General features: G+C 50.9%; 21 protein-coding genes. 13 read left to right on the top strand and 8 right to left on the bottom strand.

The features are described from left to right. Positions 1-256 precede the first annotated feature (256 nt). The 3 genes from Pan161_RS26645 to Pan161_RS30765 all read left to right on the top strand — a co-directional run bounded on the left by Pan161_RS26645 (position 257) and on the right by Pan161_RS30765 (position 2,361). Positions 257-1,444 carry a hypothetical protein gene (locus Pan161_RS26645; protein ID WP_145231785.1) on the top strand — a complete coding sequence of 396 codons (1,188 nt, stop codon included), beginning with the start codon at positions 257-259 and terminating at the stop codon, positions 1,442-1,444. 41 nt (positions 1,445-1,485) lie between these two features. Beyond that, the gene (locus Pan161_RS26640; protein WP_145231784.1) at positions 1,486-2,070 is read left to right on the top strand and encodes a heme-binding protein; all 585 of its coding nucleotides are present in this window, start codon (positions 1,486-1,488) and stop codon (positions 2,068-2,070) included. A 114-nt stretch (positions 2,071-2,184) separates the two neighbouring features. Next, positions 2,185-2,361: a hypothetical protein gene (locus Pan161_RS30765; RefSeq protein ID WP_197995551.1), complete on the top strand. Its 177-nt coding sequence runs from the start codon at positions 2,185-2,187 to the stop codon at positions 2,359-2,361. A gap of 442 nt (positions 2,362-2,803) precedes the next feature. Here the strand turns inward: Pan161_RS30765 and Pan161_RS26635 are convergent, their stop codons facing one another. Then, a complete protein-coding gene (locus Pan161_RS26635) occupies positions 2,804-3,262 on the bottom strand; it encodes a hypothetical protein (protein WP_145231783.1) in 459 nt (152 codons plus the stop codon). A 630-nt stretch (positions 3,263-3,892) separates the two neighbouring features. Between Pan161_RS26635 and Pan161_RS26630 the strand changes: the two genes are divergently transcribed. Next, the gene (locus Pan161_RS26630) at positions 3,893-5,287 is read left to right on the top strand and encodes an alkaline phosphatase family protein (protein ID WP_145231782.1); all 1,395 of its coding nucleotides are present in this window, start codon (positions 3,893-3,895) and stop codon (positions 5,285-5,287) included. Between the two features lie 264 nt (positions 5,288-5,551). Here Pan161_RS26630 and Pan161_RS26625 read toward each other — a convergent pair whose 3' ends face one another. Beyond that, complete coding sequence (locus Pan161_RS26625) at positions 5,552-5,779, bottom strand: hypothetical protein (protein WP_145231781.1); 228 nt, start codon at positions 5,777-5,779, stop codon at positions 5,552-5,554. A gap of 231 nt (positions 5,780-6,010) precedes the next feature. Here Pan161_RS26625 and Pan161_RS26620 point away from each other — a divergent pair, with 231 nt between their 5' ends. The 4 genes from Pan161_RS26620 to Pan161_RS26605 all read left to right on the top strand — a co-directional run bounded on the left by Pan161_RS26620 (position 6,011) and on the right by Pan161_RS26605 (position 13,875). Then, complete coding sequence (locus Pan161_RS26620; RefSeq protein WP_197995550.1) at positions 6,011-6,415, top strand: BlaI/MecI/CopY family transcriptional regulator; 405 nt, start codon at positions 6,011-6,013, stop codon at positions 6,413-6,415. Between the two features lie 31 nt (positions 6,416-6,446). Beyond that, positions 6,447-10,826: a carboxypeptidase regulatory-like domain-containing protein gene (locus Pan161_RS26615; RefSeq protein ID WP_145231779.1), complete on the top strand. Its 4,380-nt coding sequence runs from the start codon at positions 6,447-6,449 to the stop codon at positions 10,824-10,826. Positions 10,827-11,072: 246 nt separating this feature from the next. Beyond that, positions 11,073-13,253, top strand: coding sequence for a sialate O-acetylesterase (locus tag Pan161_RS26610; protein WP_145231778.1), 2,181 nt, complete (start codon positions 11,073-11,075; stop codon positions 13,251-13,253). A 76-nt stretch (positions 13,254-13,329) separates the two neighbouring features. Next, positions 13,330-13,875: a hypothetical protein gene (locus Pan161_RS26605; protein ID WP_145231777.1), complete on the top strand. Its 546-nt coding sequence runs from the start codon at positions 13,330-13,332 to the stop codon at positions 13,873-13,875. 305 nt (positions 13,876-14,180) lie between these two features. On the opposite strand, the gene Pan161_RS26600 is transcribed toward Pan161_RS26605, so the two are convergent. Further along, a complete protein-coding gene (locus Pan161_RS26600; RefSeq protein ID WP_145231776.1) occupies positions 14,181-14,618 on the bottom strand; it encodes a nucleoside deaminase in 438 nt (145 codons plus the stop codon). A 38-nt stretch (positions 14,619-14,656) separates the two neighbouring features. Next, positions 14,657-15,352 (bottom strand): SGNH/GDSL hydrolase family protein, encoded by a 696-nt coding sequence (locus Pan161_RS26595; protein WP_145231775.1) that lies wholly within the window; start codon positions 15,350-15,352, stop codon positions 14,657-14,659. Between the two features lie 276 nt (positions 15,353-15,628). Between Pan161_RS26595 and Pan161_RS26590 the strand changes: the two genes are divergently transcribed. From Pan161_RS26590 to Pan161_RS26575, 4 genes are all read left to right on the top strand, one after another. Then, the gene (locus Pan161_RS26590) at positions 15,629-17,041 is read left to right on the top strand and encodes a sulfatase (protein WP_232103506.1); all 1,413 of its coding nucleotides are present in this window, start codon (positions 15,629-15,631) and stop codon (positions 17,039-17,041) included. A 152-nt stretch (positions 17,042-17,193) separates the two neighbouring features. Continuing rightward, on the top strand, positions 17,194-17,922 hold the full coding sequence (locus tag Pan161_RS26585; RefSeq protein ID WP_197995548.1) for a GntR family transcriptional regulator: 729 nt from the start codon (positions 17,194-17,196) through the stop codon (positions 17,920-17,922). Positions 17,923-18,025: 103 nt separating this feature from the next. Next, positions 18,026-18,970 carry a DUF1559 domain-containing protein gene (locus Pan161_RS26580; RefSeq protein ID WP_145231772.1) on the top strand — a complete coding sequence of 315 codons (945 nt, stop codon included), beginning with the start codon at positions 18,026-18,028 and terminating at the stop codon, positions 18,968-18,970. Positions 18,971-19,022: 52 nt separating this feature from the next. Then, the gene (locus tag Pan161_RS26575; protein WP_145231771.1) at positions 19,023-19,478 is read left to right on the top strand and encodes a hypothetical protein; all 456 of its coding nucleotides are present in this window, start codon (positions 19,023-19,025) and stop codon (positions 19,476-19,478) included. A gap of 45 nt (positions 19,479-19,523) precedes the next feature. On the opposite strand, the gene Pan161_RS26570 is transcribed toward Pan161_RS26575, so the two are convergent. Beyond that, positions 19,524-19,949 (bottom strand): DUF4112 domain-containing protein, encoded by a 426-nt coding sequence (locus Pan161_RS26570; protein ID WP_145231770.1) that lies wholly within the window; start codon positions 19,947-19,949, stop codon positions 19,524-19,526. 53 nt (positions 19,950-20,002) lie between these two features. Beyond that, entirely contained in the window at positions 20,003-20,980 is a 978-nt protein-coding gene (locus Pan161_RS26565) for a YihY/virulence factor BrkB family protein (protein ID WP_145231769.1), read from the bottom strand. Between the two features lie 315 nt (positions 20,981-21,295). Here Pan161_RS26565 and Pan161_RS26560 point away from each other — a divergent pair, with 315 nt between their 5' ends. Then, on the top strand, positions 21,296-22,396 hold the full coding sequence (locus Pan161_RS26560) for an alkene reductase (protein ID WP_145231768.1): 1,101 nt from the start codon (positions 21,296-21,298) through the stop codon (positions 22,394-22,396). Between the two features lie 31 nt (positions 22,397-22,427). Here the strand turns inward: Pan161_RS26560 and Pan161_RS26555 are convergent, their stop codons facing one another. Both Pan161_RS26555 and Pan161_RS26550 read right to left on the bottom strand, forming a co-directional pair. Further along, positions 22,428-22,904 (bottom strand): hypothetical protein, encoded by a 477-nt coding sequence (locus Pan161_RS26555; protein WP_145231767.1) that lies wholly within the window; start codon positions 22,902-22,904, stop codon positions 22,428-22,430. A 165-nt stretch (positions 22,905-23,069) separates the two neighbouring features. After that, on the bottom strand, positions 23,070-24,113 hold the full coding sequence (locus Pan161_RS26550; protein ID WP_145231766.1) for a hypothetical protein: 1,044 nt from the start codon (positions 24,111-24,113) through the stop codon (positions 23,070-23,072). Between the last annotated feature and the right edge of the window lie 133 nt (positions 24,114-24,246).

Here is a 24,246-nt window from a genome sequence, read left to right as displayed (position 1 = left end):
TTTCGAACATCATCAAATTTATGAATCTGGTCAGTAGTGAACATGAACGTTTCAGCGTTACTAGATGCGAACCAGTTTCAGAGTTTTACATGAATTTTCATATTGAAAAGTGATGCATCCAATGTCTGTGGAGTCCTGAAAACACTGGAAAAATAGTTGACATTTGACCTTGTCGAATGTCAACTAGGCAAAGGACTAGACGAGGAGGTTTTAGTTTAGTGTTTTAGGGCTCATTTTGTATGCTTCAGGAGGTAACATGAAAACAAATTGTCTACAAATGTCGTTCAGATTTCTTTCCGGTATCATCCTTGTAGGATTGTTTTGTTGTTGCTCAGCAGTACGTGCTCAAGAGCTGCCTGAGTACATAGAACTTCTTTCACCTGCCAAAACAAGACAGCCTAATTCTAGCTCTCAACATGCAACAGCGGGGCAAGTCGCCTCGAACAATGTTCTCTCCCTCGACAAGGCAATGATGCCCATCTACGCCAGTGCCTTAAAAAAGTTTCAGAAGAACATCCTTTCCCGAACGCCGATTATCATCGCCCGTTTCACAGGTGGCGGTGGGGAAATGACCCTTTATCGTCCTGGAAAAGAGCCACTTGTCGCACCATCACCTTCGATTGTTTATCAGTATGTAAAGTCCTGCGGTCACAGTGCGATGGCCATCTATCAGCTTACCGTACCTTACATCACCAATCCATCACGTGGTGAATGGCGCGTACCAATGCAAATGTATCGAGGCAAGATAAAGACAGCAGTGGGTTCTTTAGATTCTCTGGAAGTCACTGACGATCAACGGGAAGTCTTACGCGCAATATTACAGAACAATCTTGATTTCATGGATAATTCTCTTAAAAACGGCACCTTTACTCTCGAAGATCTTGATGACTTTGCGAAGAAGTTCAAGCCGTTGGCTGAGAAGGCAATCTGGTTTGCCGCTGATGAGCAGGTCTCGCATTGGATGACGGTCCTTGATCAATGGAAAAAAATGCTGGGTGATGATTGGAATAAAGTTCACGCCGCCACGAATACAATGTATGTCACTCGCCAGAACAACATTTTGTTTAGCATTCTTGTGCAATACATGGGCAAAGAATCGATTCATCGCCGTTTAATCCTCTTTGAGACAACGGAATTCGTAACCTCAGAAGAGCAAATGCTAAGCCTGTTAACGCGGGTCATTGCTGACAGGTCACTGGGAATGGTGTACTTTGGGAATTACTATCTCATGGACTATGAATTGCTTGGTGGTGGCGCACGACGTGCCATTGAAGAGCAATGCCAAAAAAGGGGGATGACTCCGATTCTCCCAACGATGTCGCCCTTTAATTCGACTGAATGGCCGTGGCGAACCGATCCCAAGAGCGGTACCGGACCAGCAACTCTTGAACAGACAGGTTCAATCGACGGCGCTATTCGCATTAGACAGCGCCGCCGCAATTAAGTTTATGAGTTTCACTTTTTAGATAGCGTACGCGCGAGGGAATGGTAATTATTATTATGTGCCTGCGAATGCTTAAAGTACCGGTCATCGGCATAGTGATGATGAGTATTTGGGGTTGCGCGAAATCCCAAACGTCTAAGTCAGTTACTCCTCCTAAAAGCGTGACATCGGCGACGACCGAGAAACAAAGCGTGACGTTTGAAGCGGCATTGATAATTGCGCGCCTCGCTATCGCAGAAGGTAAAAAGAAGGGAGTCGATCATCTCGCCGTGACCGTTGTTGATGAGGCGGGAATTCCACTCGTTGTTCTCCGGACCGACTTGGGCACCGAACAGTTCATTACCGGTGCGACTCGCAAAGCCTGGACAGCAGTGAATTTTAAGGCATCCACAAGCGATGTTCTCAAAACCATCAAAAGTGATGACGGAGATGATGGGCAACTCCCGCATGCGCAGAAGGCACTTTTTTTGATGGGGGGAGTTCCCCTTAAGGTCGGCAATGTTGTTGTTGGAGGGGTGGGTGTTGCAGGTTCTGTCGAAGGACCGGAAGACGACTCCCTCGCGCAACTTGCTGCACAAGCCTTTGGAACGATGTTAGGCAAGCAGAAATCTAACGTCAAACCATAATCGGATAAGGTTTCTCGATCTTCAAAAGTCGCATGAATTTGCTTCAGAAACCTAGTACTCAAAATTACATTTTCGCGTTTTAGATCCTCAGCATATATAGCCAAGAAGTTATTAATGGCGAAGGAGATTAAAGACAGCAATGGTTGGAAATTATGCTCATTGGTCGATGCGGTATGTGGTGATAACGTAAGCGGTTACACACTTGATTTTCTCTACTGGGCAGCTGACAAAAACGAAAAACCACGTATGGACAATTTATTCAGTCGCGCGTTAAGTACTTTGACAATCTAGTTTTGAAATCAATTGATGATATCCATTCTCAACCGACTGTTGTTGTATGTTAGTGAACCAGGAGCGTTTTCAGACTAAATTTGCAAGAAGCGCGCGTACTGTGATTGAAATATTAATAGATTTGTCAGGAATGCGATTCGTCTAATTAAGCCAGGTCCCACGAAAACCTATGAGTTTTGAGAGTACATAAGAAGTTTGCTATATTATTCGTTTTCGATTGCTGTCCTGGATTCAACAAGTTTCGCGAACACAATTGAGCGGTCGGACTGACATGAATCAAATCCAGATCAGATCGAAGTGACGCGAAACCGTTTAACGGTCGAATTACAGGACGTCTGAAGAAACAAATGAGTTTATTGGATAACGTCTGGCATAACCCGGCCGCCGCGGTTGATGCTCCATTTGAATACGCGCGATCGGCGGCTTCGCGTTCATGCCAATATTATTTGGCCAATTCTTTCTTAAGAAAGATCACCGCATCGCCACGTCGAATCGGCAAATCCTTCACCTTGTCGACATTGTCGCCGGTCATGTCGACAAATTGAATCTGTTTGCCACGTTTCGTGATCACGGCGACAGTCGACAAATCGTAATCCTTCCAGTTGATCTTCCAGATACTCTTTACTCGTTCGAGCGTCCATTCGTCTGCATCGATCGTAATTCCGAGGCCGGGATCAGATTCACCAGCAATTCCTTCGGTGTTGTGCTGCTTCCAGGTTCGTATCCGGTTTTCTGGATTCGGAAACTCCATATGCTCGAGAGCGATGTAAAGGCGTTTGAGTTGCGCAAACTCTTTGAGCTTGAGAGCAGCGACGAAATCCACTTTAGCAGGTTTCTCTTGACCGTGGGAAATGGCGGGCGTCGCAATGGCGGCAAGCAATAGAATCATCGTTAGTTTCATCGAGACGCTCCGATCTGTGTGAGTATTCGTGATCGTGCCAAATAACTTGTTATTAACCTGCACGGCCTTGTTCTGATATGACACCGATATGGAACAAATACGCACAAAATAACCGGTTTTAGTTCTGTTATGATGCCCAGCTGCTTCATATCACACATAGATGCTGGAAATAATGCCAGCATGCTATAAATAATACCAAGCAAAATTAGATTTTCAATATGTAACTTTATTCTTCGTTTTCGCGTAGGTCTGCTGAATCACACAATACTCATCGTGGTCTACCCAGGGTGAATTCGTGATTGCCGTGTTCGAAATCAAAATCATTTATTCCCCTCTGTGGTGAAAAAACCGGAGCATCTTTAGAACGTCGCTACAGCACTACCACGAAAGTACCTGTGCATCGATGTCGAATGTAGGCTGAACAGTGAAAGTGTTCTGGAACGCCTGAGTTAGCTGTTTGTGCATTGGGGGAGTCCCTGAAAAAACGGCTACACCGAATCCTTCAACTGAAAACTGAGAGATAAATTGCTCAATGGGGCAGTCTTCGATACGTTATAGTAAGTCAAAGTACTGATCGAACGCTGGTGAAGGTGATATTTCAATAGACCAATCGCCTGGGAGAAAGCTTGCATGCGTTATAGTTATTGTCGGTTCTACTGTCTGATTGTTGTTGCTCTGGTCTGTCTAAACACTCTGACTGTGGCTCAAGCAGCCGATGCGCAACATCACGTGGTTGTGATCAGCATTGACGGGTTAGCAGCCTATCTTGTTGATGATCCTAAAGTACCATTGCCAACAATTCGTCGACTCGCGCGCGAAGGCTGTATCGTGGATGGTGGAATGAAAGTTTCTGATCCTTCTGTCACCTGGCCCAACCACACAACTCTGGTGACAGGCATGAAACCCGGTCGGCATGGTGTACTTGCAAATGGGGTTCTGGTGCGTGGCGGAATTGGAGTGCCAGTAAAGATTGATTCACATCGCGACCAGAGTGATCTTGTGAAAGTTCCCACCGTGGTGGATGTGGCTCATGCCGCAGGGCTGAGAACCGCTGAAGTGAACTGGCCATGTACTCGCAATTCAAAGTCATTTGATGACCAGTTTCCTGATGTTCCCAATGCCCTTGATTATACAACGCCCCGATTACGAACAGAACTGATTGAAAAGGGGCTCTTGAAAGACGAGACACACGCCTCTTTTCGGAAAGCCAGCATCGTCGGGTTGGATTATGTCTGGACTGAAGCAGCGTGTCACTTAATTCGTGAACGAAAACCACATCTGATGCTTATCCATCTGCTGAATAATGATGCGACCCATCACAGGCGGGGGCCACAGTCACAAGCGGGCTACACCGCCAACGCATATGCAGACATGTGTGTGTCTCGAATTATAGACGCGATCGATGATGCTGGAATTCGTGAAAAGACGACGATTATTCTGGTGGCTGATCATGGTTTTACGCTCACACCCAAAGCGATTCGGCCCAACGTTTTACTGCGAGAGGCAGGTTTGTTGAAGGTCGAAGATGGAAAGCTGACGCAGGCACAGGTGCATGTCATTCCAGAAGGTGGCATTGGTCTTGTGTACTGCACTAATCCAGCTGAGGCTGCTCGGGCAGCTGCTGATTTCAAGAAAATGTTCGTTGGAAAAGAAGGCGTTGCCGACGTTCTCTTGCCAGATCGCTTCGACGAAGTCGGATTCCCGCACCCGCGTGAATACAACCAGGTCCCCGACGCCATTTTGGTCGCGAAAGAGGGATACGCTGTTTCGGGTTCCGTGACAGGAGATACCCTTGTTACCACGTATGAAGAAGCGCGAACGTCGCTTGGCTCTCATGGGTTTCTGGCAAAACTTCCGAAGATGAACGCCATGTGCATCCTGGCTGGTGCTGGCATCCGAACAGGAATAAAACTTCCCGCTGTAGACAATACCGTGATCGCTCCCACCATCGCCAGACTACTGGGCCTCAAATACCCTGATGTCGACAGTAAACCACTGTTGGAAGCAATGCAGACCAGCGACTGAAGAGCATGTTTCTTGATCACGCACCGCAGACCGCGGCCGAATTCCACTACACGACGGTCCCTCAACCGTTTTGAACGAGGTGATCGCCTGCCAGGCTTTTGACCACAAGAAGCTGTATATGCAATCAATAAGTTCGGGAAGTAGAGGTCGCACGTTCGAATCGCGATTTGTTTGCGATATTTTTACGTACCCGCCTTTCTGAATCCGCTCTGTGATGGTTTACAAACCCACAAAGCAGAGATCAATTACCAGACGGCCGGTGATTCATGAAAACCAGGCACCAAGGAAGTGTTTGATACTGAACCCGACAGAAACGATGCCAATCAATTGAAATAATTTCTTAGTGGCTGCTTCTCCACAATGTCTGGCCACTCGGTCTGCATGCATGCGGTAGAGAAGAAATTGAGGGTACCAGGTCGCGCAGATGATCAGCGCTAATCCAAGACACAAACAGGCAATGCCAGCCATTTCCGGTGCAACAGGTTCATTCATGGAATCATTGTCCTCTAAGTTCGCTTACAAATTCTCTACGCAGGTCCATTATTCTCGAAATTGTTCAATTCCGATTATCAGAGGATTAATTTTTGAAGTCGTCCGCGCGTTGATCCGTACGATCCTGCTTCGGATGCTCTGATTTATTTTCTGATAATCTGGAAAACATTTTCTTGACAGTTCGACAAATGTAGTGTAATGTCGGCATGTGTCGAATATGAGGAGAAACTGATGGGCAAAAAAGCAAAATCGAATCAGCCGTCCACAACCATGACCGACGTGGAATGGGTCATTATGAACGTGGTCTGGGAGCACGAACCCTGTGCCGCGGGAACGGTCCAGGAAGCGTTGGCGGAATCTTACGCCTGGGCTTACAGCACGGTAAAGACCACGATGGATCGCATGGTGACCAAGGGGCTGTTAACCAGGAAGTCGATCCGGAACCTGAACCTGTTCAGCTCGGCTATCAGCCCCGACAATGCGAAACGTGGTGAGTTGAAGCGTTTGCTCAGTCGCGCCTTTAATGGTGCTTTGACTCCCATGCTGCAGTTCATCGTCGACGAAGAAGAACTCACTACCGAAGAGATTCAGCAACTCCGCAAGATCATCAAACGTGCCGATCGCAAGCCTGAGTAAGCAACACATTTTAAGATTGGGAGTCAGAGACATGGCTGAACCATTGAATGAGATCATTACACTGCTCAATCACTATGGCGAGAGATTCTGGAGTTTCAGCAGTGCGATGTTTGCGCAGGTCTGTGTCCTGGTGGTCGTTTTGCTGCTGGTCGATTTATGCCTGCGCCATAGAGTGCGCGCCGTCACCCGGTATTGGCTCTGGTCTCTGGTATTGCTCAAGCTTATTCTACCAGTCACGCTTTACTCTCCTGCCAGCGCCGCGTACTGGTTAACGGACTACATTCCCGCAAATTCTCCAGTCGAATCTTCCCCCGCCGTGGTGAACGTCGAATCGACTGAATCTTTCAAACTACAGACCACACCAACAGCACCTGTTTCAACAGAACGACCGCCTGTTCCGGTTGTGATTCCCGATGTCGCACCAGAGCCCGCTGAATTTCCCTCAATGGCTTCCAGCGTCACACCGGTTCCACCTCTGCCAGTTGCAGAACCTCGCGAAGCAACTCCCGTTCCCTATCAACGGCTCAACCCCACAGCAATGCTGTTACTGGCCTGGTTATCGGTCGTGGTAGTCTTGTGTGTTTTCGTCGTCCGTCGCACACGCCAGGTTCGGTATCTTGTCAAACGAGCAGATGGTGCACCGTCTGAACTGGTCAACCTGCTCAATGATTGCTGTCAGCTGTCTGGTCTCAAACAACATGTTGTACAACTGAAAATCTCTGATCAGGTCGGCAGTCCGGCAATTTGTGGACTCTGGAAACCGACGATCATCCTGCCTCGTCACCTGCTGGATCAACTTAACCACGATCAGCTGCGGCAGGTCTTCGTGCACGAACTCGCGCACTGGAAACGCTACGATCTGCAGTTGAACTGTCTACAGACTTTGCTGCTGATTCTTTATTTTTATAATCCACTGGTGTGGATTGCTCATAGCATGCTCAGACGCTTACGCGAACAGGCCGTGGATGAAACTGTGCTGGTGACACTCCAGGTGCAATCACACCAGTATTCGTCTACGTTACTGGATATCGCGGCTCTGACCTCGTTTCCAGATAAGCTCAGCTTGCAACTGATTGGAATTCTCGAACCGCGTAAGCCGCTGGCACAGCGTGTGCGACGGATTATTTCGCGTCCTGTTCCCCGGTCTGCCAGGTTGGGGTTTGCCGGTTTTGCAACCATCATCCTTGCTGGCATCTTGCTGCTGCCCATGTCGCGGATGGATCGTTCTCAAGCGGCAGTTGATCCGGAAGTGAAACAGGACAAAGCACCGTCGGCGAAAACAGAGCAGGAACCAAAATCGAATCAGACGGCGGCAACGAAGGCGAAGCAGAAACCGAACCAGAAATCAGAGCCTTCAGCGCAACCGAAAAGTGTCAAAAAAGAATCACCTGTCTCGCAAGGCATCCTCAGTGGACGCATTGTAGATCAATCTGGCGCGCCTGTGACCGATGCCGAGGTCATACTCCTGCACCAGAATGGCGGGCGTCTGATTCAGACAAAAACGGATCAGGAAGGATATTATCTGTTTTCGAAGATCCAAAAGCCGGGAGAGCACCGGATGATGATCAAGTCGCTGCGGTGGGTGGGGGTTGAACGAAGCACAGATTGTCCGCGCGTCATTCTCTCATCCAATTCACATACGGTAGAGAATATCACACTCGAACGTGCCTGCCAGTTGCGTATCGAAACCGTGGATGAGCAGGGTAAACTTGTGCCTGATGTCACCGTTCATGCCAAATCTTTGACAGACACAAGTGGTTTCAGTCCGGAAACCGTCTCCACCGATCGCACAGGCCAGGTGACACTGGGCTTGAAACCGTCTGAGTTCGAATACCAGATTGCGACCTCCTCGTCGAAGTATGGCTTTGCGAGACTGGTGATCAAACTCGACGATCCTGAAAAAATCGTCAAACGGAAACTGGTACAGCGCAAGGGAATCGAAGTAAAAGGTAAAGTCCTCTGCTCGGACGGCAAACCTCCGGCCGGGTGGAAGATCATTGCGCTGCCCGACTGGTGGACCTTCGGCAGATCTCCCTCTGGTTATGAGATCAGCAAGGATGGTACCTTTACTCTGCCTCACATCGTGGATGATGTCTACAACGTCACGGTGTCTGTACCTGCGGGGGGGAGCACATTTACGAGAAAGCCGATGCTCAACTCAACCACTCTGTTGAAGCAGGAGCAACCTCTCTCCTTAAAGCTCCATTATCCTTCACCCGCCTCGCTGGTCTCAATTTCCGGCAAGATCAACTTTACTGGCGACCCTCAGCAATATCGTGGTTTCTGGATCTTCGCAAATTCAGATGACCCGCAGCGGAGTGGCAGCGTCTATATCAGGCCAGGGAAGACAGAATTTCGGATCGATCCCATTCAGCGTGGTAAATATAAACTCGATATCCAGTCCCCCAATTTCGAGTTGCAAGGGGCGCACGATGTCTCCGCTCCGTCTGAAAATATCACTCTCAATGTGGTGGTGAAAGGAAAACCAAAACTGCAAGGCACGGTCGTCCGCGGCGATAGCTCTCTGCCAGTCAAAAAATACCAGGTTCGTGCGATCAAGATCAGGACATTACGTGGTCCTAATTTTGTACAGAGCTCCCGCTGGGAGGACGTCAATAATTTAAACGGGAAATTCGCAGTGGAAGTGAATGGACCTGGAATTTACAGGATTGAAGTCGCTGCGAACGGTTTTGCACAAACCCTGAGCGAACCGATCAATACCGATGAAAACCAGGGGAAACCGATCCAGGTCAAACTGACAGCGGGGGTTTCTCTTTCTGGAACTGTTGTGAATGCACAAGGTCAGCCGATCAACGGAGCCACCGTGATTCCCCTCTCCAAATCCAGAGGCGTCATGCCACCGGCATTAGGGGCTTTTACAACAGAGGAAGGATCTGCAAAAACCGTTGATGGAAAATTCACCCTGACCCACCTTGACGCCGGTAGGGAATCCCTGAAAGTTACTCACCCGGACTATGTCTTTGCGATTGTCAAAGCGATCGACCTTACAGCCACTCCGATTCCTGATATCAAGGTGACTCTCAAACGTGGCGGTACGGTACAGGGACTGGTTACTGATGACGCAGGCCAGCCGGAACCAAACGTGACCTTATTCTTTCAAGACAGTTTTGGCTACAGCGGTAGTGCCACCAGTGATGCGGGACGTTTAGCCACCGTGATCACCGATGAAAAAGGCCAGTACTCAGTCGCGCATCTGCCCGAACAACTCTGTTACGTGCTACGAGCCGACGAAGGGAATTCGAATGGCGTCGTGCGTCAGGCCATTCTGCCTGAAAATGGTAAGACCAGCATACTCAATCTAGGTGGTCGTCCCGAATTGACAGGACGGTTGAAAGTCAACGGAGCCCCCTTATCAAACACGCGTCTACTGCTTGCCGGCGAGAACCCGAATTTTGGCATCTTTCGTGCGTTTACCATCACCGGCGGCGATGGAGGATTTCAATTCTATGGAGCAGGTCCCGCCGAACGAACTCTGTATTACGCGGTCCCGGGAATGCATGATAAATGGGTTCGCGTCGACTCGTTCCAGTTGCTTGCAAAAGATCAGGATCTCGGCACCATCGAACAGAAAATCGGCACGCTCACGGTGAAATGTACGCCAAAGGCGACCGAAAACCTGCGCCTGACGCTTCAGACTTACAACCCCGTCTGGACATTCGGCCTGGATACGGGCATCCTGGCACCACGCCAGAATAATAGTGAACCTTATGTCTTCAATCTGGTCCCGCCGGGCGAATACGAATTAGTCGCCCAGCGTCCCGGTTATCCTGCGGTGCGAAAGAAAATCAGCGTCACTCCCGAATCGTTGAACTCCACTGTCACGCTGCCATTACCAGAAGGTGTGTCATCCTTGCAGGGTAAGCTGGACGAATCGCTCTGTGGCCCGGGTGGTTGCACTTCGCTCAAATTATGGAGCGAGGATAAACAGCTGCTGACACACATCTACCCTGATCAAAAGGGGAACTTTACGGCTGGCAATATTCCCGCGGGCAACTATTTTTTAACCAGACAGGATATTCGAAATCCCACTGAATCGTTTCCGGTCTCGCTCAAAGCGCAGGAAACGAAATCCCTGAACCTGACTCCCAACGACATTAAAAATCCGTCCAGGAATATGGCATTACGAGTGATCAACGTCTTCACCCAGAATGGGGTCCCGCTGCCAGGCTGTGATCTTGAACTGCAAAACAGCTCGGGAACAATCTCCCTTCACAGCCAGCAGAATGAGAGGTATTCGTTTGCAGGACCACCGGGCATCTATGAACTCACCGCGTCCTATCCGGGATTTCAAACGCAGCGTCAGAAGGTCGAATTGCTTAGCTCCGGACCGGACGGGCGCTATCCCGATGAGGTAACCCTCACACTGCGCCTCAAACCACTTGGTGATTGAAACAGAAGTACTGTTGCCCAATTCCCCCTGTATCAGGTCCGGCAGAGCGCCAGCCGATATCTTCCGTCTCACTGAAACACCGTCGCGCAGATTGCTTTGGTATTGAGCGATAGTTGTGAATCTCAGGCATTTCCCTTGCGTCGTGTGCAAAATTTGGTGATCATTTTAATAGAGAGCAGGATTCATTCCTCATTCTTTGTTTCCTGCCAGCTACTCACGTATTACTCCAAACGAATTGAAACCCTGATGAAATCAAATCGCATCTCACTGTTCGCTGTGACCTGCTTTGTTCTGTTTTGTGTGACCGCACAGACCCAGGCGGAAGTCCGTCTCCCCCATATCTTTGGGGATCACATGGTTCTGCAGCGTGGGCAGCCCCTTCCGGTCTGGGGCTGGGCCGATCCGGGGAATGAGGTCTCGGTGAAACTGGGCACTTCTATTACTTCTACAGTTGCCAACGCTGCAGGCGAGTGGATGGTGAAAATGCCACCTCAGCAGATCGGCGATCCGATAACGCTCATGGTCAGAGAAAAAAACACGGTCACAATTTCAGACGTGCTGATCGGCGAAGTCTGGCTCTGCTCGGGACAGTCCAACATGGAATGGCCCGTTTCCCGCAGCAACAATTTCGAACAGGAACAGGCGGCCGCCAACTACCCGCTGATTCGTCACATCAAAATTCCCAAGGTTCCCCATGGCTTTCCACAAGATGACGTCGATGCCGCCTGGACCGTCTGTTCGCCCGAAACCGTAGGCAGCTATACCGGAGCCGGTTATTTCTTCGGTCTCAAATTACACAGGGAACTTAATGTCCCGATCGGGCTGATCAATTCTTCCTGGGGCGGCACTCGCATCGAACCCTGGACGCCCCCTGTAGGATTTGCGCAAGTTCCCGCGCTGGCCGACATCGAGAAACAGGTGCAACTCACCAACCCCGCAACCGCCGCCTATCAGGCTACTCTGGGAAATTATCTGAAAGGCCTGGAAAACTGGACGGCGGAAGCAAAAACGGCATTGAAAGCGGAAACGCCGCTCGCGCCGCCTCCTGCGTATCCCACGGCCATTCAGCCGCTCACCAGTCGCAGTTCTCCCACCACGCTTTATAACGGTATGATTCATCCCCTCGTTCCGTTCGCCATTCGTGGTGCCATCTGGTATCAAGGCGAATCCAATCACGGCGAAGGCATGCTTTACTATGAAAAAATGAAAGCCCTCATCGGCGGCTGGCGCGAAGTCTGGAACCAGGGAGAATTTCCTTTCCTTTACGTTCAGATCGCTCCCTTTCAGTACGGTAGCGAATCGCCCAGTATTCTGCCTGTCTTCTGGGAAGCGCAGAACAAGGCGCTGGAGATTCCCCATACCGGGCAGGTCGTGATTCATGATATCGGCGATTTGAAGGACATCCATCCCACCAACAAGCAGGACGTCGGCGATCGTCTGGCACTGATCGCGCTGGCAAACACATACGGCCAGAAAGGCCTTGTGCATTCCGGGCCGGTCTTCAAATCGCTTAAGAAAGAAGGCGCCAAACTGCGTGTGACCTTCGATCATGTCGGCAGCGGACTCGTCTCGCGCGATGGTAAACCGCTCAACTGGTTCGAAATCATCGGCGAAGAAACCGACTTCGTTCCCGCCGAAGCTGTCATTGAAGGGGACTCGGTGATTCTGTCTTCTCCCAAAGTCAAGCAGGCCGCCGCCATGCGGTTCGGCTGGAATAAACTGGCAGAACCCAATCTGTCCAACAAAGAAGGTCTGCCAGCGACTCCCTTCCGGGCAGGCGATGTGCCCCAGCGCGACTGGATGTCACTCAAAGTCGAAGAATCCAAAGAGTACACACTGGTCTACGATCTTGATTTGAAAAATCTGGGCAGCAAAATCAATTACACTTTCAATTCGAGTCAGGATTTTACCACGCCCTATGGCCGCATCGCCTACTTCCTGGAGCTGCAGAAGATCGGTGAAGAAACGCAATACGTGTATGTCTCCATGGACGCCTTCACCACTGATATCACTAAAATTGCTGTGCCCACGTTTGAGAGCAAAGCCAGCTTTCAAACGAAGGTGAATAATCTCAATGTGGTTTCCAATGTGCCCGGTATCGTGACGGGTAAAGGTCTGCCCGGCGGCAACATCGAATTCTGGCCGAGCAACTACGGCCCATTGAATGCGAAGAACATCCCCAACGCCAGTGCGACCCTCTGGGATTTCGGCGATGAACCATCCGAGCCTTCAGACGGTTACGGCTGCATGCAGGTCCACAACTATGAGGCGAAGCAGACGATCTTCGCCATCAACCAGTGGAAAAGCGGACCCGGCGCAGACGTCGGCATCGGCAACAGTACCGGAAAAACCCGCGACTGGACCTTCATGTCCAACGCCTCACAATACGAAGTGAAGCGATTACGTGTGCTGGTGCAGACTCAGTAGAGAGGCTGCCTTTGCATTGTTATGTAAAATAGTCCTGATCCCGTTCGGCGTACTCAGTGGGGGAGATGACTGATCAATGCGATTCCTCTTGATATTTTCCGGACTGTTGGCTGTTGTGCCGTTCGTGATCGGATTTGTGGTCTCACTCTTTATTACAGATGGGCCCTGGATCGCACGGCTGGTGGGGGCCTCGATACCTGCCTTCTGCACATTCTTTGCCGCGGTTCTGCTGGGCAGCCGGGACTTTGCCAGGCATTCTGCCACGATAAAGAAAGTCCGTGGCAATTTACTCGCCTCATGGGATTCAACCGACGAACAGTTTCTGTCAGCCAGACCATGCGAAGATACCTCGCTGTTACTCGAGCTAAGAGAAGCGATCGCGCAATTCTTTGATGTCCCAGCCTGTAAGGTGGCACGGGACGTGGACCTGATCAGCGATCTGCACGTCGATCAATTAGAGCCGAGTTTTCAGTTCGCTGTTGTCAGACCGGCAATTGCTTCCCGGCAGAAGGAACCACAATCATTCGGGTTTTCAACGACAAGCCTTCATACCCTCGATGAACTGGTAACTGCCATTCGCGAAGTACTTGATCGCGGTGATGAGATGATTCAGTCCTGGTAATTGCTTCTCAATTCGAATGAGACTTTGTAAAAGGCAATCAAGTTATGCAGGCCAAATGAAGTGGACAGGAACCGCGGCTAACGCCGTGCGGCTGATCTTGTTGATTCACAAATCGGCGTTCAATCTTCTGTCACACAGTCGACTGCAAGGAGTTCACCATTAGCCCCGGTTTTTGCAAATCTCTATAAAGCTTGTGAAGATGCTCTTCCTTCCAATGACACATTTCCATGATTGCCAGGGAATCGCACAGAAAAGCAGGTCTGTAGTATCGTCATCAGAGCTGCTAAGAAAATTTTACCCGTGTATCACTCCCCGATATCTTCGTTCCACATCTCGGGGTGGGCGGCGATGAACTCTTCCATCAGTTGAATGCAGTGTGGGTCCTGCAGGACTTCGATTTCGATGCCGCTCGATTTCAGCAGGCGTTCGTCACCCAGGAAGGTCTGGTTCTCGCCGATGACGACGCGGGGGATCTGGTACAGGCGAATCGCGCCGCTGCACATCGGGCAGGGGGAGAGCGTTGTGTAAATCACACAGTTACGATACACGTGGGCCGGCTGCCGGCCTGCATCTTCCAATGCCGACATCTCGCCATGCAGAATCGCGCTTCCTTTCTGCTGTCGCTGGTTGTGTCCGCGGCCGATGATTTTGCCTTCGTGAACCAGCACCGACCCGATGGGTACGCCTCCTGCATCGTGTCCTTTTTCGGCTTCTTCAATCGCCGCCTGCATGAACTCATCCATCGTGTGTACTCCTTTTAACTATGCCAGCTGACCTGTTGTCACTTCCCGGTATTCAGAATCGTCTGCAGAGACGCCGGGTAATTCGCTTTCGCAGAACCTTTGGTCAAACTGTCTCCGAAACAGACAACCGTCGTCGTATCAAATTCACCTGCTTGAAGCTTCTCGGCGACCAGCTTTGCCAGCAGCTCGTATCCCGCGGGAATCAGATGCACGCCATCCTTCACGCCACTGTTCGCCGGGTTGCGGAGCATGCTCGTTTTCTGATCGTCGGCAATCTTGTGTTGGATCAGATATTCGTGGAAATCCAGCAGGCCCACGTGTTTCTGTTGGGCCAAATCCAGCAGCACGCTTCGTACTTCCTGCATCCGCTCAATCGGTGATTGATCGTCATACTTCTTACGGTCATGTCGATTGAACAGCAGCTCGGGAAGACACGTGGGAGGTGTCATCAGCAAAACTTTTGCGCCGGCTGCTTCGATCTGATCGATCAGCGATTCCACATTCTTCCGATAGGTTTGAATGTCGATGAACCCGCCCGAGTTGAGCCGGTCATTCGTGCCCACCATCAGCACCACCGTCGTCGGCTTTTTCGCCAGCACATCGCGGTCCAGTCGCTTCAGGAGTTGTGAACTCCGGTTTCCACCCACACCCGCGTTAATCACCGTCGCGGCAGTCGCTTTTATCGGGACCAGGCAGAGACAGGAGAACAGAAACAGGAAACAGTTCTGGAGCATGGTAGTTGACTTTCGAAGGGAACATAATCATTCGGCGGGTGACTCTGACATCCGTCATGCTAACCGAAACAGCATGTCACCGACAATTCCAATACGACCAATTCACTTTGTCAACTCTTTCCGAAATTTGATAATTCACTACTGCAACTGTTGTCCATTCATCGCTTTTAAGTTGTTTATCGAATGCTTCCGCATCTCAAACCTGTTACGATAGGTCAGATCATGTTGTGTTCAAGTCTGATCTCTGAGTTCCAACCAGGAGTGAGAAAAGAACTGATGATGTATCGCATGCTGTTACTGGTTTTACAGGCTGTGCTCCTGTTATCGTCGATGTTTGCTGTCCCAGGAACGTCACACGCCGCAGACCAAAAGCCCTGGAACGTGGTCTTCTTCCTCGTTGATGATCTGGGCTGGACCGATCTGGGCTGTTATGGCAGTGACTTCTACCAGAGTCCGAACATCGATCAACTCGCTGCTGAGGGGATGAAGTTCACGCAGAACTATTCCGCCTGTAATGCCTGTTCGCCAACCCGGGGTGCGCTCCTGACCGGCATGTATCCCGCACGCACACATCTGACCGACTGGATTCCCGGCTGGGCCAAGTCCTACACCGATTTCCCTTTGAAGCCGCCCGGATGGAAAAAACATCTGGATCAGAAATACACGACGCTGCCCGAGGCCTTGCGCACAGCCGGCTATCAGACGTTTCATGTCGGCAAATGGCATCTGGGCGGCCGCGGGAATCTTCCGCAGGATCATGGCTTTGACGTCAACATCAGCGGGACGAATCGTGGTCTGCCCCGCAGTTATCACTTCCCCTATGGCGGTGATGCGATGAAGTGGGACAGCAGTCTGACGGAAGCACAGCGGCAGGATCGTTATCTCACCGATCGCATGGCCGACGAAGCGGTCGCACTCATCCGCGGGCAGCAGGATAAACCTTTCTTTCTGTATTGTTCGTTCTATTCCGTGCACTCCCCCATTCAGGGCCGCCCCGATCTGGTAAAGAAGTATAAAGGCTTACCCGCCGGTAAACGGCACAAAAATCCCGAGTACGCCGCCATGATTCAAAGCGTCGATGAAGCCATCGGCCGCGTCCGTGCCCAACTGAAAGAGAGTGGCATCGCGGACCGCACGCTGATTGTTTTTACATCCGATAATGGCGGAGTCCGCCGCAAAACCAGTAATAACGATCCCCTCCGCGGCGAGAAGGGGCAACACTGGGAAGGGGGGACCCGCGTGCCTGCCATCGTGCTCTGGCCTGGCGTCACTCCCGCAGGCTCTGTCTGTCAGGAACCTGTCATCACCATGGACTTTTATCCGACGATTTTGAACATCACCGGCGTTAAAGGCAACGCGGCCCACAATCAGAGCGTCGACGGACTCTCCCTGGTTCCCCTGCTGAAAGACCCCGCCGCGACACTCAACCGCGAAGCCCTTTACTGGCATTATCCACATTACAACGTGTTCATCGGCGTTCCTTATTCAGCCATTCGTGTCGGCGAGTATAAGCTGATCCATTATTATGAAGACGGCCACGATGAACTCTACAACCTGGCTGACGACCTGAGTGAGACCAGCGATATTTCAAAGACGTACCCGGAACTCACCGCCCGGCTTGAACGGCGGCTGCAGGAGCATCTCAAACAGGTCGGTGCACAACTGCCGGTCCCCAATCCGCAAAACTGAGATCTTCGTCAGATACTGACAAAATTCCAGTAACGCAATTCTGATCATTTATTCATAAACTGCCATTTATTTAAAAATTGTGATGTTATGCGCAATTATTTATGTGTATACTCTGTGTATACACAGCGTCCGTTTTTCGCGTGGAGGCCAAAATGCTCACGACATTGCGAGAAAAAGCTTATTTTCACATCCGAAATAAAATTCAACACCGTGAATTAACCGCGGGAAACCGCCTGGAAGAACTGAAGCTGGCGAAAGAGCTGGGCATCAGCAGGGTACCAGTCCGCGAAGCCATCTTACAACTGGAAAGCGAAGGCATTCTCTGCCAGGTTCCCCGGGTGGGGACCTTCGTCAAACTCCCCAGTCGCGACGAAATCCGGGAATGGTGCGAACTGCGATCCGCGCTGGAAGGTTTTGCGGCCGAAAAAGCGGCTCTGGAAGCCACCCCCCAGGCGATTGAAGTGATTACTGCCGTCCATCGTCGGATGCTGCAACTGGCCAGGCAGATCCGCGCCGAGGGACTGACGAAGCTGGAAGGCACTCTCATGAAAGAGTGGCAGCAGGTTGACCTCGATTTTCATATGGCGGTGGTACACGCTGCCCGAAATCAGTCGGCTGAAAAGCTGGTCAGTAACTTACATATTATGGACATGTTCTTCGAAGTGACTCCGGAGCCGATACCGCTGATGGTCTCGCGTGTCTGTCGGGAACATGGAACCGTGCTGCGCGCGATCCGACAACATGATCCTGATGCAGCACGAAAATCAATGGTCTCTCAAATCATGTCCGTACTGGAGCTGTTGCTCGATGATTACAGCACTGGACGATTTAAAGCCAACTACTGGAACAACATTCAAACTTACACTGCGACCCGGAAATAAATTGATCTCAGAAACAGCAGACGCTCCCGTGGTTTCTGACACAGTGATTCATAAACGCTATGATTAACAGGTGAAATAGAGCTTATTATTAAGGAGGTGTCCTATGCAGGCCAGATCCCGTCTTCCGGTCCGTCAGACCGGTTTTACCTTGATCGAACTACTTGTTGTGATCGCAATCATTGCCATATTGATTGCACTGCTTCTGCCAGCGGTACAGCAGGCGCGCGAAGCCGCCCGGCGCAGCACGTGCCGAAATAACCTGAAACAGCTCGGGTTGGCATTGCACAATTATCACGATGCCTTTACTGGATTTCCCGTCAATCTGTACGGTGGCTACGGAGATACAGCCAAAGTTGGAGGCCATACCCAGACCTCAAAGTCCTGGGGCTGGATGGTACGGATTCTGCCTTATATCGACCAGGCTTCGCTCTATAACGAATGCGATCCGGGTAATAAAACGATGTTGGACAGCGGGCATCTGGCGACAGTCGTTCCCGTCTTCCTCTGCCCCAGCGATCCGGCGCCGGCGGTGATCACTGAATCAACTCCCTATACAACGGGAGGTACCAATGTCGCACGCACCGATTACAAAGGTGTCATGGGGAGCGACTGGCAGTGGGGCGCTTACACCAACAACATTATCACCGTGGGTGGTGATTCTTTTGAAAGCAATAACGGGCTGTTTTTCGCGCTCAGTTATCGGAAATTCAGACGCCTCAGAGATATTACCGATGGCGCCAGTAATACGACCGTTGTGGGGGAATCGGTGGCGAATGAAGCAATGGCGGCCAGCTTTCGTCCCGGCTGGAGCTGGATGAACGCCGCCGAATGTAATGCCAGTTGTGCCGTCCCGTTAAATACCTACAACTCGCGATCTCCCCTGACGCTGCCCTGGGATGTCGTGCACAGCTTTGCCAGCCAGCATACAGGCGGCGGTCATTTTCTGATGGCCGACGGCGCAGTACGTTTCATTTCAGACAACATCGATCTGGCAACGTACCGGGACCTGTCGAGTACGAATGGCGGAGAAATACTCGGAGAGTTTTAAAAAACTCGACAACAATTTGATTGTGTAAAAATAAATGCAGGAGATATATAAGATGACTGACTGGTATCATCGGCGGTTCGGGAACCGTCTTCTGAGTGAGCTGTGCCTGCTGATGACCGCCTGCTGTCTCAGCAGTTGCAGTTCGCAGGAGGCGGGTCCCACGCTGGTTCCCGTATCGGGAATGGTCCGTGTGAATGGTGAACCACTGCCGAAAGTCGGCATCTCTTTTCGACCTGACGCGGAGCAGGGGAACACAGCTCCATATCAACCGGGCGGGGCCGCTGATGACACGGGGAAATACGAATTGATTGCCGCTGCAAAAAACGGGGCGCCCCCCGGCTGGTATAAAGTCGTTGTTTTCCCTTACACGCCGCCACCGGGTAGTGGTGCTCCTAAAGTCAAACTGCCGACCTTCGATAAAAAATACAGCGACCCTGCCACCACCGAACTGCGGATCGAAGTCAAAGCTGACGCCCCGCCAGGGGCCTATGATCTCGAACTGAAATAGGTCGATTTTCTGTAGAGTGAAGCAATTCTGTTCCGACAGTGGAAATCAACCGGCGTTGCGTCGATCCAGGTGTTTTTTCAACAGTTGGGAATTGCGACGGTTCGATTTGAAGAAGGCGTCAAAGACATCTCCCACGACGGGGACGGCGCCGATCAAAAAGTCCAGTCCCACATTGCCCGCCATACGGGTCAACACCCATTTAGAGGCACCCAGCTGTTTTGCCTGATAAATCAGGTAGCCGGATAAGGCAGTCGAAACCACATCTCCCAGGCCGGGCACAATTCCTATCAGGGAATCCCAGCCGATTCGCATGTTGGTTCCCGGCACTTTGATGGCATCATCCAGAAAACGGGTCAGCTTTTCAAACTGTGCAAAGCGATCGGCGCGTTCTGCGCGGTAAGCACTGTCCCGCGCGGGCAGAACAATGGGTTTGACGGGGGACGACTGTTTGCGTTTTACTTTCTGAATCATGATACATGCCTTTCAATACGGGTCATCAGGGAGGGGATAACGATTACACGGAATCAACTTTTGTGAAGCAGAACTTCACTTTCTGTGCGGTGATAGTTTTTTTCTTCGGTGACCAGAATGGCACCCGGAGCCGGCTTGAGGCCGCTGCCGAATTCGATGGCCCAGTTTTGTGTGAATTCGGCTCCCAGTAATATGATCAGGGACGAGTAGTAAACCCAGATCAGAATTCCAATCATGGACGTCGCAGCGCTTCCCCAGCTGGACCCTGCCTCCGAAACCTGCAGATACCAGCCGATACCGGTTTTTCCGATCACAAACAGGAACGCTGTCACGCCTGCTCCCACAAAGACATCGCGCCAGCTAATTTGTGCATCAGGCAGGACTTTAAACGTGGCGGCAAATAATAAGGTCGCCAGCCCTAAAGTCAAGATGCTATTAATGACCATCATCACTGTGAGCATGCCAGCGGTGAGTTCGCCATCCTGAATCCAGCGGGTGAACTCATCCACAAACGTGGTCAGCACCAGGGAAACGAGTAACAGCAGTCCGATAACGACCAGCATCCCCAGGGAGATCAATCTTTTTTTGAGAAAGGACATCATTCCGCTTTGACGGGGATCGGGTTCGACATTCCAGGCTTTGTTCAAGGCACCCTGCAACTGGGCCAGCACGCCACTGGCAGAAAATACGAGAATCCCTATTCCCAGGATGCGCGACCACCAGGGGTGTTCCGGTTTAGGTCCAGGCTGAGCACGCTCGGCAACACTGGTCAGATTAAACGCGGATGAGGACGAACTGCCGTCTGTCTCAACATTATTTTGCTCGACAGGTAACCCCAGCTGGGAATTGATGACCGTCGTCACTCTTTCGGGTGATGAGAATTGAGTCGCCACTGCGAATACGATTGCCAGTAAGGGGGGGAGTGAAAAGATCATGTAATACGCAATCGCCGCACCGCTGCCCATGCATTCGTCGGACATGAATTCAGAGCCGGTCTGTTTCAACACATTTCGCAGGCGACTGATTTTCATGGGGCTTCGATCCTCAAAATACGATGCAACGGGTACGGCCTGCTTAAAAGCAATTCACATGCCAGTGACCTATTCGAGGCGTTTGGAAGTGGAAATAGACCTGAACATCGACGTCTCAGCCCGCGGTCTGGTCTCTAAACTGCCAGTTTCGTAAATCTCCCCGGATCTGCCCGTACCACTGCGAACCGACGCACCTCAGAATAAACCGGGTGCCGTAACCTTTTATTCCACGGGTATGGTGAACTACACTGACCAGCCGGACTTAAGCATTGTATGAGCGCTCATTCTGAACTGACTTCATCCAGGAAATCTGTTATGACCACGACTTCACCCCAGTTGTTTACGCCTGTCACAATTGGTGATTTCAGACTGCCCAACCGGATCGCCATGGCTCCCCTGACGCGGTCTCGCGCAGGAACAGAGCGAGTTCCCATTGCTTTGATGGCAGAATATTATAAACAGCGCTCCGCTGCCGGTCTGATTCTAACGGAAGCAACCACAATCTCCCCGCAGGCGAATGGCTGGAATGAAAGTCCCGGCATTTATACGGACGAAATGGAAGCGGCCTGGAAGCAGATTCCCGCCGCCGTCCATGAGCAGGGGGGGAAAATCTTTCTGCAGCTTTGGCACTGTGGGCGGGCCTCGCATCCCAGTTTCCATAACGGAGAGAAGCACGTCGCGCCCTCAGCCATTCCCATCGACGCGGAATATATTCATACGCCTAAAGGCAAAGAACCACACGAAGTCCCCCGCGCACTGGAAACCAAAGAGCTGCCGGTTATCGTCGCCGACTACAAACAGGCGGCCGAACGGGCGAAACGGGCTGGCTTTGATGGCATCGAAGTCCACTCGGCCAACGGCTATCTGCTCGACACCTTCCTGCAGTCGAAAACCAATCACCGCGATGACGCGTATGGCGGCAGCGTGGAGAACCGGTATCGTCTGCTGGGCGAAGTGGTCTCTGCGGTGACCGAAGTCTGGCCGGCAAATCGTGTAGGCGTGCGGCTTTCCCCTAATGGAAATTTCAACGACATGGGCTCCCCCGACTATCGGGAGCAGTTTACTTACGTCGCCTCTCAGCTGGATCAGTTCGGCCTGGCTTATCTGCACGTCATGGATGGCCTGGGTTTCGGCTTTCACGAACTGGGTGAGCCGATGACGCTTGCCGAGTTTCGTAAGGTCTTTCACCACCCTTTGATCGGCAACTGCGGTTACACACAGGAATCAGCCGAAGCAGCCATCGCCGCCGGTGATGCCGACATGATCGCCTTCGGCCGTCCCTTTATCAGCAACCCGGATCTGGTCCACCGGTTCGCGGAAGGCCTGGAACTCGCGCCTGAAGCCGAAATGCAGGACTGGTACAGCCCCAACGGTGCCAAAGGTTATACCGATTTCCCCGTCGCAGAAGAGGCATGAAGGGCTTCACGCTTCAATATTATTGAACCGCTCAATCTGCCACGATGTCATAGATTGAGCAGGGGGGCATGATATTGGATTCGCAATCCTCTAAAATTGTCTTACGCAGATCGGCTTGACCGGTTTTGATGACCGCTTCAATCTGATCCATGTCACTAAAGGCAATACAGAGCCGGGAAATATTGTAGTTCTCGAACAGCGACTCGATGAGCAACAGGATCAGCTCAAGACGATCCCGGCTGCGAAGTGGCAAGTCAATGTCTGCTTCCGGCGCAAAGTCCAGACCGTCAACCAGGTAAGTCGCGTTTTTGCTGCGCGGATAGTCTGAAACCAGAAATACCAGCGCAGACTCGCTTGGCAGATGGCTGTCAGGAAAGTTATATAGTTCGCTCGGATCCATTAGAGAGACACCCAGGCCGGAACTGTTTTCCAGTCGGGACACCAGTTCCTGATGGGATATATCAGGCTGCTGTGCGAATTCAGCAAATCCAGGAATCGTATTGGACATCGCGAAACGCCTTGGTGAGTTTCATTGTTGTCAGATCAATCTGAAAAAATTTAACGTAATGACTCGCTGCTACAGGTTAATCTCAATCTCAAGGGATATCGGGAGCAGTAGACATAAATTGAATCTGCACCGGCTGTAATCTCTGCACGGTAGACCATACCTGGTTCATTTCTGGTTTTCTGCTTCAGTGGCTTTGGCTTTTATTTTATTTCGTTCCTCAGCAAAACCAAAGCGCGAGTTTCCCTTAAAGTTAAATTGTCCCTTAGCGGCACCGTCATTTAAGACGAGATCGAACTTCAACTCCCACTCGCTACTGCGTACGATTTGCGATTGCGGGTCAAAGTAAAAGACGCCGGTCGAAGTTCGTTTTTTTATTTTGACAGGCAGTTGTTGAAAAGATCTGAGCAAATGCATTTTTAACTCAACATCAAATTGTTCCCATTGTTTGTTTTCCCGTTTTACGGGACCTGCATAGCGGGGTATGAACTCAATTTTTATTGTGCCCAATCCGCCGGCTTGACCAAAATAGGATTGACCCCAGAAGTCTCCTTTTTGCAATGGTTCCTCAGGAAAAGGAATCAACCCGCCATAGAATAAGGAATTCAATCCTTTAGCAGTCAACAATGCGGTGAGCGACTGAGAATTCGGTAACGTTTCCAGTTTCGTCATCAAAATTTTGTCATAGCTCACATCTTTGACCACGCCACGTGCATCAACCAGACATTCCAGTTTAAATTCCGTGATAATCGCAGAAAACATTTTAGCAGTTAGTTGATAAATCTCATTCTGCTCTGCTTCATCGATTTTTTTCGACGAATCGTAATCGAACTCCATTTCCGGAATGGTACTGTGGGCACGTACTCCCACCAGGGAAACTTTCAGTTTGGTCAGATTCTGATCCCCGGTTCGATCAAGTACCAGGATTTCAAAATCGAGTGTGGACCCTCCGGCGGCTTTCACGACAGCATCCCCCTGAGGCACAGTGAAGTTGGTTTCGAACATAGACGACCAGAAATATTTTTTACCCGGCTCAAATTTCCAGCGGAACTGTTTTTCCTGCTGTCGCAACGGAGCATCTTCTTTTGTCTCCGACGAATTATTGCTCGACTGCTCATCTGCTGCTCGCACGGAAGACGAGTCAATGCTGAACCAGAGGATGAGAACGAAGCATAAGAAACACAGGGAGTGGGGGATTTTGTATTTGATCATGATGTTCCAAATGTCTGTAAACAGATATTCTCAATATGGATCAGTCTGGAATCGCGCGAGGCATGGATTACTTTTCATTATAACTGCGGCGGTCCATCCGTGTCTAACACGTGGTTATTTTTCTCCACTTTTT

It is taken from the genome of Gimesia algae (genome assembly GCF_007746795.1).
GTDB classification, from domain to species: Bacteria; Planctomycetota; Planctomycetia; order Planctomycetales; family Planctomycetaceae; genus Gimesia; species Gimesia algae.
Note: the sequence above shows the minus strand (reverse complement) of the source record. Positions and strands in the feature narration are given on the sequence as shown.